Here is a 14,485-nt window from a genome sequence, read left to right as displayed (position 1 = left end):
ATTCAATTTCTAGCTTCTGCGTGAGTTTAACTGAACCTTAAGCAACCAACCGATTCCACACTCAAAAAACACCTCATCATCACGATAAAACGAGATGACAAGGTGTTCCAACTAATTGCGCTTAATTGGCAACGATATTAACTAATTTACCAGGAATAGCGATCACTTTACGGACCGTCTTGCCAGCTGTAAATTCTTTCACTTTTTCATCAGCTAAAGCCAAGGCTTCCAACTCATCTTTACCCATGTCTTTGGCAACTTCGGCGTGTGACCGAACCTTACCATTAACTTGTAAGACGATTTGAACCGTGTCTTCAACTAACTTAGATTCATCATAAGTTGGCCAGGTTGCGTACGTGATGGTCTTATCATGACCTAACAATGACCAAAGTTCTTCAGATAAATGTGGCGTGATTGGCGCTAACAATTTAACTAACCCTTCAATGTAGACAATTGGTAAGTCGTCAACTTTGTAGGCTTCATTAACAAAGACCATCATTTGTGAAATGGCAATGTTAAACCGCATGGCTTCATAATCTTCGGTAACTTTCTTAACCGTTTCATTGTAGACCTTCGTCAATTTACCATCGTTAAAGGTCGTTACGCGGTCACGGACCCGATTATTTTCATCAATCATTAAACGCCAAACTCGTTCGATCCACTTGTTGGCACCATGTAAGCCATCCGTACTCCATGGAATTGAGGCTTCCAATGGCCCCATGAACATTTCATACAAACGCAAAGTATCGGCGCCGTATTGTTCCACAATATCATCTGGATTAACGACATTACCACGTGACTTCGACATCTTTTCATGGTTATCACCCAAGATCATCCCTTGGTTCACTAACTTCTGGAATGGTTCCTTGGTTGGAACAACTCCGAGATCATACAAGAACTTGTGCCAGAAACGCGCATACAATAAATGTAAGACGGCGTGCTCGGCACCACCAACGTACAAGTCAACTGGTGACCAGTATTCCAACTTCTTGTAGTCTGCAAGCGCATCTGGATTGTGTGGATCAACGTAACGCAAGAAGTACCATGAGCTCCCGGCCCATTGTGGCATCGTGTTGGTTTCACGTTTTCCTTTACGGCCATTTTTGTCAACGACATTGACCCAGTCATCGATATTAGCTAATGGACTTTCACCAGTTCCAGAAGGTTCCAAATTCTTTGTGGCTGGTAAACGCAATGGTAATTCATCTTCAGGAACTAACGTCGTTTCGCCATCTTCCCAATGGATTACTGGGATTGGTTCACCCCAGTAACGTTGCCGTGAGAAGATCCAATCCCGCAAGCGGTAGTTGACTTTCTTTTCACCACAATCATGTTCAACCAACCAGTCGATCATTTTATCGATTGCTGGTTGCTTTTGTAAGCCATCAACCAAGCCAGAGTTAATATGTTCACCATCACCGGTATAGGCTTGTTCGTCGTAATCATTTTCACCAGCGATGACTGGTTTGATTGGCAAATCAAACTTCTTCGCGAATTCATAATCACGATCATCGTGAGCTGGTACGGCCATGATGGCCCCAGTTCCGTATGAGGCTAAGACATAGTCGGCAATCCAAATTGGTAATTTTTCGCCATTAACTGGGTCAATCCCGTAACTCCCAGTGAAGACCCCAGTCTTATCTTTGTTTAAATCGGTCCGTTCCAAATCAGACTTGCTGGCAATCTTAGCTTTGTATGCTTTGATAGCATCAGCTTGTTCTGGCGTGGTCAAGGCTTCAACCAAGTCATGTTCTGGTGCTAAGACCATATAAGTTGCCCCGTACAAAGTGTCGGGACGCGTTGAAAAGACTTCAATTGACTTATCTTCTTGACCCGCAACTTTAAAGCGAATCGAAGCCCCAATGGAACGACCAATCCAGTTACGTTGTTGTTCTTTGATGTTTTCTGGCCAGTCGATATCATCTAAATCATCGATCAAACGGTCAGCATAAGCCGTAATCTTCAAGCTCCATTGTTTCATTGGTACACGATAAACGTCATAGCCGCCACGTTCAGTCTTGCCATCAACGACTTCTTCGTTTGAGACCACGGTCCCACCCATCATATCTGGTGCCCAATTGACGAGCGTTTCAGATTCATAGGCGAGGCCTTTTTTATAAAGTTGTTCGAAAATCCATTGGGTCCATTTGTAATAACTTGGGTCAGTGGTATTGACTTCACGATCCCAGTCATATGAAAATCCGAGGGAGCGAATCTGCCGCTTAAAGTTTTTAATGTTTTGCGCGGTGAAGTTCTTTGGGTTATGCCCAGTCTTCATCGCATATTGTTCTGCAGGTAGCCCAAAAGCATCCCAACCCATTGGATGTAACACGTTGAAACCTTGCATCCGTTTCATCCGTGACATAATATCAGTCGCCGTATAACCTTCAGGATGCCCAACGTGTAACCCTTGACCGGATGGATATGGGAACATGTCTAAGGCGTAATATTTCTTTTGATCGGTGTTATCTAAAGCTTTGAAGGTTTTATTTTCCTTCCAATAATGTTGCCACTTGTGTTCAATGACTTTATGGTTGTATGCCATAATTGTGCCCCTTTCTTATGCTATGTAACTAGCAAATACGACTTTGACTTGGATGGTGTGCTTACTTTCTTAATAGCATTGAGTGCGACATTGATAGCCGAAACGTGGTGACCAAGCCTGCTGGTTCCGCTTGCTACGCCATTGACTAAATGCTAAAACCGCATTCAGCCAATGGCTAGGCAATGCTCATCCTCAAACCGCTCCAGTGAACACTCTACAAAAAAAGCCCCATAAGCAAAAAGCGCTTATAGGACGAAACGAGGTTCCGCGGTACCACCTATGATTCCACGTCTGGCGTGGCCTCTTGGGATTCTTAACGCGAAACCACGTCCGTGCCTACAAGTTGCCTTTTCAGCCGGAAGACTCGAAGGTGAGTTCGTTAGTGATGAATCGTCGTTTGCAACGACCACGGCGTTTCTGTAAAACATCGCTAATTACTAATCCTTGTCAGAGTCGTAAAGTTATTGATACTTATACTAGCAAACCCCCGCCACTTTTTCAAGGGGTGAGGCGCAATCTTGACCGAGTTTGTTGGCCGCTCCCTCCCATTAATCTAGTTATAAAACATGCTATAATAATCAAAGTAAATTTTTTATCGGAGGAACCGACATGACCCAAAAGATTTGGCATCGACGTGATCTCGCAATGAGTGGACTCGCCTTAATTTGGCTCGCTTGGAGTATTGCTGTTTGGCAACATGCAGCAGCCATTACTTGGTTCGACCAAGCAATCGCCCTGCCACTGCATCACAGTCCCCAATGGTTTCAAACGATGATGGTCAATTATACCCACTTAGGTGATCCACATAGTATCACGCTAATCACCGCGATCGTGGGTCTTGGCCTAATCTTTGCCCGTCAAAGTAAGGCTGCCGCCTTCTTCTGGCTCAATACTTGGGGCTTAGCTGGTTATGGCAATTATTTCATCAAACAACTGATTCAGCGTCCTCGACCGACTGCCTGGCGTTTAGTGCAAATTGGTGGCTACAGTTATCCAAGTGGTCACTCTACCACCACGACCGTCCTCATTGGCAGTCTGTTGGTCATCGCCTATGACTTGCTTAAAAATCAGCAGCTCAAACGATGGTTATTTGGACTCGGAATCGCTATAATTTTGTTGATGATGATCAGTCGGATTATCGTCGGCGTGCATTATCCAAGCGATACCTTGGGCGGACTCATGCTTGGTACCTGCTTAACGTACCTGAGTGCCCGTTTGACTCATGGTCATCGCCACGGCAATTTTAAGTTTAAACGCCAATCGCACTAGCTAAGGGAGGGACTCAAAATCCAACTCAGTTCAGCACTAGCTTTTAGTCATACATTGATGAATCAAGTCGTTGATCCTGGTGATACCGTCATTGATGCGACCGTCGGCAATGGTCACGACACCGTCTATCTCGCAAAATTGGTGGGTCCGAACGGTCACGTTTATGGCTTTGATGTTCAACAAACAGCCATCGAAAATACCGCCGCTGCCCTTAAAGCTGAGCGACTCGACCATCAGGTGACGTTGACTCACGCTGGCCATGAGACGCTCAGCACGGTCATTGCCGCCGAGCAACCAATCAAATGTGCCTGCTTCAATCTGGGTTATTTACCCGGTGGTGATAAAACCATTATTACTAAGCCGACCACGACCCTCACCGCGATTCAAGCGATTCAAGAACGGCTGGTCACTAATGGCCTGATTATTGTACTCGTCTACGCTGGCCATCCTGGCGGCCAACAAGAAGCACAGGCTGTCACCGACTATGCTCGCCAATTGGATCAGCACAACTATCAAGTCCTACATTACGGCTTTATGAATCAAGTTCACTTTCCACCTGACTTAATTGCTATCCAAAAACGTTAAAAAAGTAGTTGCCTTCACCTCATCGGGATGACAACTACTTTTTTGCTAGCTCGATTTACCACAGACTGACCATACCACGTTGACCATAACCGAGATATTGCCGCGACAGCTCGATAAAAAACGACGTCATCGCTGGTGTCAGATGGCGGTTCATCGCCAAAACTGATAATTGGCGTTTCAACTGCTGGGCCACTTGTTCATCATAGTGACCACTCGCTAGCCCTTTTTGAGCGGCCAATAATAATTGACGCTCAGCTGGTGAAATCGTTGAATTCTGAACAAGGTCGCCAACCTGGTTCAATATTGCTGGTCGTTTAGACTTTAAAAACATCTGATCGTCCCCTTCAGTATTATCTTATCACCATGAATTGGATTGACATTATATCGACATAAACGCCGATTTTGACGACGCTAACGTCAAAAAAATCGCCACGGTAGCATCTCAGCTGACCATGACGATGCCAATCTTATTTTAACCAATCAATTAATACCGTACTGATTTGACGTTGCTGGCTCGCATTGCTGACCGTCGCGTGGTGATCACCCTTTTGATGACCATAACTCCCAAAGCCACCGTGGTTGCCACCTTTGATCGTTAGATAACGCGTGTTTTTAGGCAAATAACGCCGATTTTGACGATAATTTTGCCAATTCAGCACACCATCGCGCGACCCCGTCACTGAAAGTACCGGTAGTCTGCTAGTGTCAAGCCGACCCTTTTCATCCGGATAGCTCGCTAAAAAGAACACGCCTTTTAGCCCCTTAGTCTGATGCTTAGCCACATAACGACTCGCCATCACACCACCTAGTGAATGACCCCCGATAACGTAATTTTGTCGGACTGACTTGGGGACCGCGGTCGCCCGATTACCTGCTAATACCGCTAAATCCAATGGAAAATGCATCAGATAAACCGAATGTCCTTGACGAGCTAATTGCGCCGCCCAAATACTATAACTATCCGGCGCGACCAAGGCCCCCGGATAGAAGACGACCGCCGTTTTGTCCGCATCACCCTTGAAATACGTATACTCGCGGGTCGTCTGCGTCGCTTGGCGGGCAACTCGCGTGGCCTCGGCTGACGGTGCGTATTCTTTTGATTTGATCACGCCGACGGCCACCAGCACCGCCAAAATTGCGACAATCACCCCTGCGAGACTAAATTTCACCCATTTTTTCATCACTTATTCCTTCTTCAACCGTTCCGCATGCTGCGCCGCAGTCATTTGTTTGCCACGGTCCAAACTATTCACAATAAACGCTAGGATAATCAAGACTAAGCCGATTAAATAAACCCAGTGTAACCCAGTATATAGAATACCGCGCAACGTTGGTAATAATTTGGCTGGCAGCTCGGTGGCCGTTTGTGGATTGATCAATTTATTCATCATCGCCATGTTCGTGCCGTGATGTTGTGCAATTCCTTGATTCATCCCAACATTCAAGGCAATCCCAAAAATGGAAATCATCACAGTTTGCCCAATCGTCCGACTCAACGTGTTGAACGAAGTCGCGACCCCCACATTCTTCGGTGAAACCAAGTGTTGTGAAGTCACAGTCGTGGCGGTAATCGTAATTCCGAACCCAATCCCGCCAACAGCGGTAATGGCAAAGAACCAAATAAATGGTGTTGAAACTGGGATTAAGGCCAAACAAATCCCGGTAAAGAGAATAAAGAATAAACTCAAATACAGAATTCGCCGTGGTGCCCACTTCGCTAGCAAGCGACCGGTCACAAACGACCCGATAATCCACATTAAGGAGCTTGGTGTCACCGCAAAACCGGCTAAGGATGCTGGCACACCTAGAATCCCCTGAGTCCAAGTTGGAATGTAGACTTCCACCGCCATCAAAAAGCCACTGATTAGCGCGGCAACGGCATTTTGAATCACAAACGTGCGATTTTTAAACAAATTCATGGAAATAACCGGTTCTGGCGTATGGCTTTCGCGCCGAATAAACAGCCATAAGCTCAAGCCACTCACGACCCAAGCCACAATCACCGTGGCCCAGTTGATCGTTGCATTACTCAAGAGCTGGAAACTCAACATCAAGCAGAGTAAGAATAGCATTAACCAGAAACTCCCTAAGTAGTCCACTTTGACATTATTATGCCGTTTCGGTTCCCGTAAATAAAATTGGAATAAGAATAAGGTAATCAAGCCAACTGGCACATTGATAAAGAAGATCCAATGCCAACTTAACTTATCAACGATCAAGCCCCCAATTAAGGGTGCGAGCACGGAGGCAATCCCCCAAGCAGAACTATTGAAGCCAAGCACTTTGGCGCGTCGTTCAAAGGAATAAATATCCGCGATGATAGTCATTGAAACGGGCATTAACGCCCCCGCACCGATACCTTGAATCGCTCGCCAGAAGATTAAAACTGGCATTGAATCTGACAAGCCACTCATCATCGACCCGACGATAAAAATAATCAGTCCGGCCTGCATGACTGGTTTACGGCCTATCAAGTCAGTCAATTTGCCATAGATTGGGGTCATCATGGCATTAGTCAAAAGATAAATTGAAAAAACCCAGTTCATTAAGGAGACCCCATGTAGGTCCCCGACGATGGTTGGTAAGGCGGTTGAAACGATCGTCCCCTCGATCGCACTCATAAAAGTCGCCACATAAATGGCAATCGTTACTGCCATTACATTGGTTTTACGTTGTTGCATAGTTGTTTCCTCTCTCTGTGCTCATTTGTTACTAACAAGTTCTTGTGGAATAACCGTTTTTATACGCAAAAGGTTATTTCGAATATTGATTACTGTTCTAAAAACATCATCCCATCTTGCGACTAGATTAGGAGATTACTGCCTAATTTAGTTAGTCTGATTATGGCAAGTTCGGGAATTAACTTTCCAGTGTTTTTCTGAGTCTGTATTAGGCAATTTAAAACACATCAACAAAATCACCCGTGTTTAGCCTAACATACTGACTAAAGCGATAACGATTGAACGCTAAATTAGCTACCGACTGAAGCTTAACCATTTTGATTAACTAACATTACTCTAATGCCAGGTTTAACTTAATTTAGCCGTGAGGTCGGGGCCTAAAATGCTCGGCCATGAAATTGTTCTTAGTGCGGGCAGGTTTCCCGGACTTAGAACAAGGACAGTTTTGAAGACCGCCCTTTGGCTTCAAAATGGCCCATGGCGTTCCAGCGTTTTAGGCCCCGACCGGAAGGCGGCAAGTGGACAGCCATTTTGCATGCTACCAGTTGTTCCTTACCTTGACAGCTGAAACGTGTTCGGCAAGCCTGGGGATTCCGCTTGCTACGCCAAAGGCACAATGCTAAGACCGCATTATCCTGCTCCCTTAGCTTGACAGTCGAAACGTGCTCCAGTCAACTGCTCCCTCCGCTTGCTACGCCAAAGGCACAATGCCAAAACCGCATTATACCTTTGGCTAGGCAATGCTCAGGAGCAACCCGTTGATTGGAACACTCTTGCACAAAAAAAGCGACCCCAGAAAAAAGGTCGCTTTTAGCGTCGAGTACCTACAGACCGCGATGGCCGATAAGCTCGTCGCGTTTATTTATTAAGTTCAGTGGCACTGAATTCAGCTTGTAAGGCTTCAACTTTATCAGTGTGTTCCCATGGTAAATCGATGTCAGTCCGACCGAAGTGACCATATGCCGCCGTTTGACGGTAAATTGGGCGCTGTAAGTCTAACATCTTGATGATACCGGCTGGCCGTAAGTCAAAGTGCTTACGAATTGCCGCAATCAAGGCTTCATCACTGACTTTACCAGTTCCAGCTGTATCAACTGAAATTGATACCGGTTCAGCGACCCCAATTGCATACGCTAATTGGACTTCGACCCGGTCAGCTAATTTAGCCGCCACAATGTTCTTGGCAATGTAACGCGCCGCATAGCTTGCAGAACGGTCAACCTTAGTGGCATCCTTCCCTGAGAAGGCCCCGCCACCATGATGCGCAAAACCACCGTAAGTATCTACGATGACTTTCCGACCAGTCAAACCAGCGTCCCCTTGAGGACCACCGATCACAAAGCGACCAGTTGGGTTCACCAAATACTTGGTTTGATCATCCAACAAGTTAGCTGGAATGATGGCTTTGATGACTTGGTCGATCACCGTTTGGCGAATCGTGTCCAAGTCAACGTCAGGATCATGTTGCGTTGACAAAACGACCGTGTCCACACGTTGTGGTTGATTATTTTCATCATATTCGACCGTGACCTGAGCTTTCGCATCTGGCCGCAACCACTTGATGGTGCCGTTTTTCCGTAACTCAGCAATCTTACGCATTAACCGATGGCTTAAGGCAATTGGTAATGGCATCAATTCTGGGGTTTCGTTAATGGCATAGCCAAACATCATCCCTTGATCACCGGCACCAATCTTGTCTAATGGATCCTCGTCACCTTCACGAGTTTCTAGGGAATCATCGACCCCTTGCGCGATATCAGGTGATTGTTCATCCAATGAAACTAAAACAGCACAGTTGTCACCGTCGAAGCCGTATTGGCCATCAACATAGCCAATCGACTTGATCGTGTCACGCACGACCTTTTGAATATCGACGTAGGCTTTGGTCGATACTTCACCAAAGACGAGCACTAACCCCGTTGTCACAGAAGTTTCAACGGCAACCCGGGCTTGCGGGTCTTGTTCTAACATAGCATCTAGAATCGCATCACTGATTTGATCCGCAATTTTATCGGGATGGCCCTCAGAAACAGATTCAGATGTAAATAGGTGTCTTTCACTCACTTTAAAATTCCCCCTTGAGATATTTCGGTTACAAGGCATCTAAGAGTGACAAACAGGGCTTTGACTGAGTCATCACGCCGAAATCCGAGACGAGTTAAGCCTCAAATTTAACCGGCACGATCAACAGTCAACAGCCCTGTTATGCACGATTCGATTGTTCAGATCGAACTCGCTCTTATCCTTTCGGGAACTGCTCATAACTATACCAGCCTATCACAATCATCATTTTTTTTAAAGAATCTTATCAAATTATTGACTGACTGACCGTCTATCGGTAGGATTGAAATAATACTTATCAGAAAGATGTTGCCTTATGATTCGAATTGGAAAGCTCAAAATAAAACGCGATTATTTACACCTCGTGATTTTTACAATCATTCAAAGTATCGTGGTTTGGTGGGCAGCACTAGACTATGGTCGCTCATTTCAAACCGCAAAATTTTCCGCGGCCCAGCTGCCACTGATTGGTTACACGTTAGCGATCGCCGCCACTGTCTTCATTATTCTCGATCGCCGAATTCCCGCGCAATGGAGTTTAATTGCAATCGGCATTTCAGTGGCTTTCGCCTTTACCAACATTATCGCGAAAGAATCTGAACTGCTCTACTTGCTCCTAACTTGTAGCGTTTGGTTATTCATCATGGCTATTCCACGATTCGGCATGCAAAACTACTTCGGGTTAGTGGTCTTTAGCATCGTGATGACTTATACGATTCCGGTCGCCGTCTTCTACTTACAAAACGACTACCTCTCCACGACCTTTTTATGGCGACTCGCGCCACTTGTTGCTAGTTATGTGTTCCTGTATGTTCCAACTTTTAGTAAGCAGCGTCAAATCAATCAAGTGATTTCAGCCATTACTGGTGCCATCTTGGTCATCACAATCTTTTTACAGCCGATTACTTGGCAAACGATTACTGCCATCGTCATCACCATCGCCGTTTGGTTCAGCCAACAATCTTTTGGCCGGCTAAAATTACACCTGATGATCAATGCTGGGATTCAATTAGTGCTCATGTTTTTACTTTATTAAAAGTAGTGTTAACCAAATAAGGACTCGGAAATCAATTTTTGACTTTCCGAGTCCTTATTTGTGTAGCGATGGGTTAGGCGCGCACTAACTCATGTACCGTCGCAATATCTGTTGGTGTCGTCCGACAACAGCCCCCAATAATTTGGGCGCCAGCCGCTAACCACTTTGGCACAAAGCTATCGAACGTATGACTAAGCTCGGTCTTTTGCCACGTTTTGGTCGTTGGATCGTATTCATCCCCAGAGTTGGGATAAACGATCAACGGAATCTTGACTGCCGCATTTAATGTTTGCAAGGCCGGCTCAATATTTTCTAACGTTGTGCAATTCACCCCGACTGCGACCACGTTCGGTTGTTGTGCGACCCATTTGGCAGCGGTCGCGAGTGACGTGCCATCACAGAGCGTTTGTGGATCTTTCAGACTAAAACTGACCCAATAGTCTTGACCGGCAAATTCCTTGGTTACTAATTGAACCAGTGCTTGCACTTCCGCAAAGTTAGGCATCGTCTCCAATGCGAGTACGTCAACCCCGACCCCCGTAATGAGTTGGAGCCGTTCGCGGTGAAAATCTTGATAGGCGGCTGCCGTCAGCTGATAGTCGCCGGTATATTCGCTACCATCCGCCAAATAAGCGCCGTATGGGCCAATACTACCGGCGACGAGCCCAGTAAAGTCCGGATGCGTTGCGGCGTAGTCATCCCGTGCTTGATTGGCCAGTTGAACGGCTTGTTGGGTTAACTTACGAGCCGATTCAGCCGGAACCCCCGCCGCAACAAAAGCTGGTACATTAGCTTGATAAGTATTGGTCGTCGCAAGCTGCGCCCCAACTTCAAAATAGCTCTTATGAACCGCCGTGATGGCTTCGGGGTGATCAATCATGGCCGTCGCTGACCATAAAGCACTGTCGGTATCGACGCCGCGTTTTTCTAATTCCGTCGCCATGGCCCCATCTGAAACGACCGGACCTTGTTGTAATAACGTTTTCATTGATGAAACTTGCATAATCAGTTTCCTTTCTTCACTTACATTATGATATGATTATCTCATCTTATTCTAATTATTCCAAGCCTGCAAGGAGTATCTTCATGTCAAAACAAACTCATTTAAATCGCCAAATGGAATCACGGCACGTCTTAATGATCTCATTAGGCGGCGTGATTGGGACCGGGCTTTTCTTAAGTTCCGGTTATACCATTCACCAAGCCGGCCCGATTGGGACCTTATTGGCTTATACAATCGGTGCTATTTTGGTCTATCTCGTCATGCTCTGTCTGGGCGAACTGGCCGTCGCAATGCCATATACCGGCGCCTTTCACGTCTACGCTAAAAAGTACATCGGCCCAGGGACTGGCTTTACCGTTGCCATCCTGTATTGGCTCACGTGGACGATTGCATTAGGTTCTGAATTTACGGCCGCCGGGCTGATCATGCAAAATTGGTTTCCACATATTCCAACTTGGATTTGGAGTCTGGCCTTCATGGTCGTGATATTCACGGTCAATGCCATGTCAGTCCGGTGGTTCGCAGAAGCCGAATTTTGGTTTGCCAGTATTAAAGTCATCGCCATCATTGCCTTTATCATTCTTGGTGGCCTCGCCATTGTCGGTTGGCTTCCTTTAGCCGGCCAGTCGAGTGCGCCACTATTAACGAACTATACTAAAAATGGCTGGTTTCCGAACGGCTTTGGTGGGGTCTTCACCACGATGTTGACGGTCAACTTTGCGTTCTCGGGGACGGAATTAATCGGCATTACTGCGGGCGAAGCTAAGGATCCTGCCCACACGATTCCAACTGCCATTCGAACCACGCTGTGGCGCTTGATCATCTTTTTCGTCGGCAGTATGTTCGTGATGGCCGCCTTAATTCCTTACAAACAAGCCGGCGTCACCCAAAGTCCCTTTGTGCTTGTCTTCAAAGAAATTGGGATTCCGTATGCAGCTGATATTATGAACTTTGTCGTCTTAACCGCCATCATGTCCGCTGCCAACTCCGGCTTGTACGCCTCAACGCGGATGCTCTGGTCATTAGCAAACGAAGGCACCATTTCTAAAGTCTTCAAACGCACCACTAAACGTGACGTTCCGTTAATTGCCCTCATGACTAGCATGCTTGGTGGAATTTTGGCCTTACTATCTAGTGTTTACGCTGCCGGGTCCGTTTACTTAGTACTCGTTTCAATCTCCGGGCTAGCCGTCGTCATTGTTTGGATGGCAATCGCCCTGTCGGAAATTAATTTTCGTAAAGCTTACGTAAAAAGTGGTCAAAACATCGCTGACTTAACTTATCGCACACCGGGCTATCCGGTCGTCCCTTGGTTGGCGTTCATCTTGAGCGGGCTGTCTTGTTTGCTGATTTGGTTTGACCCCAATCAGCGAATCGCGTTATATTATACCGTCCCATTCGTCTTAATTTGTTATCTTGGTTACTATCTCAGTCAAAAGCTTAAATCACATAAAGAGGGTTAATTATGGCAACAATTAGTAAAAATACTGCGCAGCTCCTCGTAGAATGTTTAGAAAATGAAGGCGTCAAATTCGTTTTCGGGATCCCTGGCGAGGAAAATATCCATCTGGTCGACGCCATCAATCAGTCGACTAAAATTAAATTTATCTTAACGCGGCACGAACAAGGCGCTTCATTTATGGCCAGTGTCTATGGCCGTTTGACCGGTAATCCAGGGGTCTGTGTGGCGACGCTTGGCCCCGGCGCCATCAACTTGTTATTAGGCGTTGCGGATGCCGAAACCAACTCAACACCCCTCGTCGCAATTAGCGCGCAAGGTGGCTTGGATCGCTTACACAAAGAATCTCATCAAGTTATCGACTTAGTCTCAATGTTCAAGCCCGTCACCCAATACGCTCGCATGGTCTTGACTGCGCACGCCGTCCCAGAAATGGTCCGTAAAGCCTTCTCCATTTCAAAACGTGACAAGCCTGGGGCAACGTACCTTTCGATTCCACAAGATGTCGAAATGGCTCCCGCCGATCCTGAAAGTCGGCCATTACCGATTGCGCCCATTTCGGTGACACAACCAACAGCAAGTGATATCGACCGCGCCGTTAAATTGATTGCCGCCGCCAAACACCCGATTATTTTGGCTGGTGACGGGGTTACCTGGAAACATGCTGAACAATATGTCCAACAATTAAGCGAACTGCTGAATATTCCGGTGGCAACTACTTTTATGAGTAAAGGCGTTATCTCTGATCGCCACAAGAACGCCCTCGGCGTCGTGGGCTTCATGCGTAAAGATTATGAAAACTTTGCTTTTGAAGAATCCGATTTGATTATCGCCATTGGGTTCTCAATCCAACAATTTGATCCTAAAAAGATCAATCCCCGCGGCGACAAGAAAATTATTCATATCAATATGTTCCGTCAAGATACTGACAGCCATTACGATGTGACTTTAAACATCATTGCAAATATTCGCCCCAGTTTAGCGGCGTTAATCAAAGCTTTGCAGGAACAAGATATTCATTTTGACCACCGCAAACCAATGATCCGTGCAATGATCCAAAAAGAACTGACCACTGGTGCGGCCAGTGACGCGATTCCAATGTTGCCACAAAAAGTCGTCAGCGACACCCGTGAAGTGCTTGCCGATGATGATATCGTCTTGGTGGACACTGGGGCCGTCAAAATGTGGATGGCGCGCTTGTATCAAACCTATTTGCCAAATACTTGTTTGATTGATAACGGTCTGTCCACGATGGCTTGGACCTTACCTGGGGCGCTGGGTGCCAAACTCGCCTACCCCGATCGGACCGTCGTCGCTGTCATGGGTGATGGGAGTTTCATGATGAACTCTCAAGAAATCGAAACTGCCATCCGTGAAAAACTCCATCTCGTGTTCGTCATTTGGGAAGATGCGTCATATGGTTTGATCAAATGGAAAATGGACATGGAATTACAGCATCATGATGAAGTCGATTTTGGCAACCCCGACTTCGTGAAATACGCTGAAAGTTTCGGAGCCGTTGGTTATCGTGTTGCACACGCGGCCGACTTTAAAACGATGCTCCGTCAAGCCGTCGCCGCCAAAACTGGTGTGCACATCATCACCGTGCCCGTCGATTACCGTGAAAACTTGAAATTAATTGAAAAACTCGGCAATACAACGATTCGCCTCTAAAAAAATAGCAAGGGTTATCGGTTCTAAAATATCTGTTGTTGGTAATCAAAAACTTGATTACTGGCAGCGGATTTTTTCGTATACTGTGAAGAGTGAAAAAGTGTATAAAAAAGGGATATAGTCGCAGACTTGTATCCATCCACTACCACATTTCAAGAGAAAGAAAGTGACT

General features: G+C 46.2%; 11 protein-coding genes and 1 other annotated feature. Of the genes, 5 read left to right on the top strand and 6 right to left on the bottom strand.

Going from position 1 to position 14,485, the window contains the following annotated elements:
* Nucleotides 1-121: 121 nt before the first annotated feature.
* Nucleotides 122-2,545, bottom strand: coding sequence for a leucine--tRNA ligase (gene leuS, locus FFM70_RS01630; RefSeq protein ID WP_137615125.1), 2,424 nt, complete (start codon nucleotides 2,543-2,545; stop codon nucleotides 122-124).
* 245 nt (nucleotides 2,546-2,790) lie between these two features.
* Nucleotides 2,791-3,005 (bottom strand) — a binding site (T-box leader).
* Between the two features lie 149 nt (nucleotides 3,006-3,154).
* On the opposite strand from leuS, the gene FFM70_RS01625 reads away from it, so the two are divergent.
* Nucleotides 3,155-3,814: a phosphatase PAP2 family protein gene (locus FFM70_RS01625; protein WP_137615124.1), complete on the top strand. Its 660-nt coding sequence runs from the start codon at nucleotides 3,155-3,157 to the stop codon at nucleotides 3,812-3,814.
* A gap of 18 nt (nucleotides 3,815-3,832) precedes the next feature.
* Nucleotides 3,833-4,399, top strand: a complete 567-nt coding sequence (gene mnmM / locus FFM70_RS01620; RefSeq protein WP_479686840.1) for a tRNA 5-(aminomethyl)-2-thiouridylate-methyltransferase MnmM — start codon at nucleotides 3,833-3,835, stop codon at nucleotides 4,397-4,399.
* A gap of 55 nt (nucleotides 4,400-4,454) precedes the next feature.
* Here the strand turns inward: mnmM and FFM70_RS01615 are convergent, their stop codons facing one another.
* The 4 genes from FFM70_RS01615 to metK all read right to left on the bottom strand — a co-directional run bounded on the left by FFM70_RS01615 (nucleotide 4,455) and on the right by metK (nucleotide 9,144).
* Complete coding sequence (locus FFM70_RS01615; protein WP_137615122.1) at nucleotides 4,455-4,730, bottom strand: bacteriocin immunity family protein; 276 nt, start codon at nucleotides 4,728-4,730, stop codon at nucleotides 4,455-4,457.
* A gap of 136 nt (nucleotides 4,731-4,866) precedes the next feature.
* Nucleotides 4,867-5,580 carry an alpha/beta family hydrolase gene (locus FFM70_RS01610; RefSeq protein WP_137615121.1) on the bottom strand — a complete coding sequence of 238 codons (714 nt, stop codon included), beginning with the start codon at nucleotides 5,578-5,580 and terminating at the stop codon, nucleotides 4,867-4,869.
* A gap of 3 nt (nucleotides 5,581-5,583) precedes the next feature.
* The gene (locus tag FFM70_RS01605; RefSeq protein WP_137615120.1) at nucleotides 5,584-7,080 is read right to left on the bottom strand and encodes an MDR family MFS transporter; all 1,497 of its coding nucleotides are present in this window, start codon (nucleotides 7,078-7,080) and stop codon (nucleotides 5,584-5,586) included.
* Nucleotides 7,081-7,938: 858 nt separating this feature from the next.
* The gene (gene metK / locus FFM70_RS01600) at nucleotides 7,939-9,144 is read right to left on the bottom strand and encodes a methionine adenosyltransferase (RefSeq protein WP_137615119.1); all 1,206 of its coding nucleotides are present in this window, start codon (nucleotides 9,142-9,144) and stop codon (nucleotides 7,939-7,941) included.
* A 313-nt stretch (nucleotides 9,145-9,457) separates the two neighbouring features.
* Between metK and FFM70_RS01595 the strand changes: the two genes are divergently transcribed.
* On the top strand, nucleotides 9,458-10,177 hold the full coding sequence (locus FFM70_RS01595) for a hypothetical protein (protein ID WP_137615118.1): 720 nt from the start codon (nucleotides 9,458-9,460) through the stop codon (nucleotides 10,175-10,177).
* A 73-nt stretch (nucleotides 10,178-10,250) separates the two neighbouring features.
* Here FFM70_RS01595 and mmuM read toward each other — a convergent pair whose 3' ends face one another.
* Complete coding sequence (gene mmuM / locus FFM70_RS01590) at nucleotides 10,251-11,180, bottom strand: homocysteine S-methyltransferase (protein WP_223877403.1); 930 nt, start codon at nucleotides 11,178-11,180, stop codon at nucleotides 10,251-10,253.
* A gap of 83 nt (nucleotides 11,181-11,263) precedes the next feature.
* Between mmuM and FFM70_RS01585 the strand changes: the two genes are divergently transcribed.
* Both FFM70_RS01585 and FFM70_RS01580 read left to right on the top strand, forming a co-directional pair.
* Nucleotides 11,264-12,643, top strand: a complete 1,380-nt coding sequence (locus tag FFM70_RS01585; protein WP_137615117.1) for an amino acid permease — start codon at nucleotides 11,264-11,266, stop codon at nucleotides 12,641-12,643.
* Nucleotides 12,644-12,645: 2 nt separating this feature from the next.
* Entirely contained in the window at nucleotides 12,646-14,313 is a 1,668-nt protein-coding gene (locus tag FFM70_RS01580) for an acetolactate synthase large subunit (RefSeq protein ID WP_137615116.1), read from the top strand.
* The last annotated feature ends 172 nt before the right edge of the window (nucleotides 14,314-14,485 follow it).

The organism is Lactiplantibacillus nangangensis (assembly GCF_005405065.1).
Lineage (GTDB): Bacteria > Bacillota > Bacilli > Lactobacillales > Lactobacillaceae > Lactiplantibacillus > Lactiplantibacillus nangangensis.
The sequence above is the reverse complement of the archived record's forward strand: the minus strand, read 5'-3'. Positions and strand labels throughout refer to the sequence as shown.

Coding starts and splice junctions, on each gene's coding strand:
- FFM70_RS01625 (WP_137615124.1), top strand. CDS start 3,155: ATGACCCAAAAGATTTGGCATCGACGTGATCTCGCAATGAGTGGACTC.
- mmuM (WP_223877403.1), bottom strand. CDS start 11,180: ATGCAAGTTTCATCAATGAAAACGTTATTACAACAAGGTCCGGTCGTT.
- FFM70_RS01610 (WP_137615121.1), bottom strand. CDS start 5,580: ATGAAAAAATGGGTGAAATTTAGTCTCGCAGGGGTGATTGTCGCAATT.
- leuS (WP_137615125.1), bottom strand. CDS start 2,545: ATGGCATACAACCATAAAGTCATTGAACACAAGTGGCAACATTATTGG.
- FFM70_RS01585 (WP_137615117.1), top strand. CDS start 11,264: ATGTCAAAACAAACTCATTTAAATCGCCAAATGGAATCACGGCACGTC.
- FFM70_RS01595 (WP_137615118.1), top strand. CDS start 9,458: ATGATTCGAATTGGAAAGCTCAAAATAAAACGCGATTATTTACACCTC.
- FFM70_RS01580 (WP_137615116.1), top strand. CDS start 12,646: ATGGCAACAATTAGTAAAAATACTGCGCAGCTCCTCGTAGAATGTTTA.
- FFM70_RS01615 (WP_137615122.1), bottom strand. CDS start 4,730: ATGTTTTTAAAGTCTAAACGACCAGCAATATTGAACCAGGTTGGCGAC.
- FFM70_RS01605 (WP_137615120.1), bottom strand. CDS start 7,080: ATGCAACAACGTAAAACCAATGTAATGGCAGTAACGATTGCCATTTAT.